A 1,152-nucleotide genomic window follows, 5' to 3' on the forward strand; every position below is an offset into this window, starting at 1 on the left:
TTCGTCACCTGCCAGCCGACGATCTCCCTGTGGAAGACATCGAGGATGAACGTCGTGTATACCCACCCAGCAGTCGTCGGAACATAGGTGATGTCCGCGACCCATAGACAATTGGGTGCCGGTGCTGCGAACTCACGCTCGACAAGATCATCCGGACACTCCTCAGCCCTAGCCGAAGCCGTCTTCGGGCGCTTCCTCCTGCGTCGAATACCGTCGATGCCTAACTGGCGCATCAACCGCTCCACCGTGCCGAACTGATCCGCGTACTCGCGGTTGATCGCCTTCCACATCTTCCGCACCCCGTAACGCGAGTAGGTCGCCTCATAGACATCCTGGATGACGACCATCAGCGCCTGGTCTCGGCGGGCCCTGGCCGATGGTTCGCGTTTCTTGAACGCGTAATACGAGCTCACAGCAATCCGTGCCGCAGTCCCGGACAGGGCGCGTACGATTGGCTCGACTCGTGACGATTGTCGTCGATGAAGACGACAATCACTTCGATGGGCGGTCGAGCTCCGCCGCGAAGAAAGCCGACGCTCTCTTCAAGATCTCGTTGGCCCGCTTCGCTTCAGCCAACTCCGCCCGCAGCCGACGGTTCTCCGCTTCCAAATCGACTGACTCAGTCGGTGTGGCCTTGCCGGAGTCTTTGTGCTTACGGACCCAGACTCGCAGGGTCTCTTTGCTCAGACCGAGCTCGCCGGCGACACGGGTGATTGCCCCGTTCGCCGTCTCCGGATCGGCCTGAGCATGAATGACGAGTTCGACGGCGCGAGCCTTGAGTTCGTCGGTGTATTTCACTGGCAAGAGAGAATCTCCTTCTTCCAATCTCCCTGCCTCTATTATCCCCGGGGCGATTCAATCCGTTCGGCCGCGATTCCGGTCTGGGTCAGAGCATCGATCCGTCGATCCAAGTCTTGTTTGACCGTCGAAACCCGCGCGTACCCCAATTCCATGCGCCCAGCGTACCAATCTTCGTGTCTGTACGGAATGTATGGGACGTTGTTCTGGGCCTTACTTATGGGATGGAAAATCAGGTTCTGGCCCGATCGATGAGGTTGCTCGTCTTCGGTGTCCCACTACCAAGGAACTGGGACGACCGGAAAGTGGGCAAGGATTGACGGTGGTTCAGCCACCACTGTATAGTTCACTAAG

At 58.6% G+C, this 1,152-nt stretch carries 2 protein-coding genes; both read right to left on the reverse strand.

The features are described 5' to 3' along the window. The coding region (locus tag BSP109_RS16690) for an IS3 family transposase (RefSeq protein WP_146001233.1) at window positions 1-413 on the reverse strand (413 nt) is incomplete at its 3' end. A gap of 79 nt (window positions 414-492) precedes the next feature. After that, window positions 493-798 carry a transposase gene (locus tag BSP109_RS16695; protein ID WP_009381361.1) on the reverse strand — a complete coding sequence of 102 codons (306 nt, stop codon included), beginning with the start codon at window positions 796-798 and terminating at the stop codon, window positions 493-495. Window positions 799-1,152 lie beyond the last annotated feature (354 nt).

The organism is Brevibacterium sp. Mu109 (assembly GCF_900169375.1).
GTDB lineage: Bacteria > Actinomycetota > Actinomycetes > Actinomycetales > Brevibacteriaceae > Brevibacterium > Brevibacterium yomogidense_A.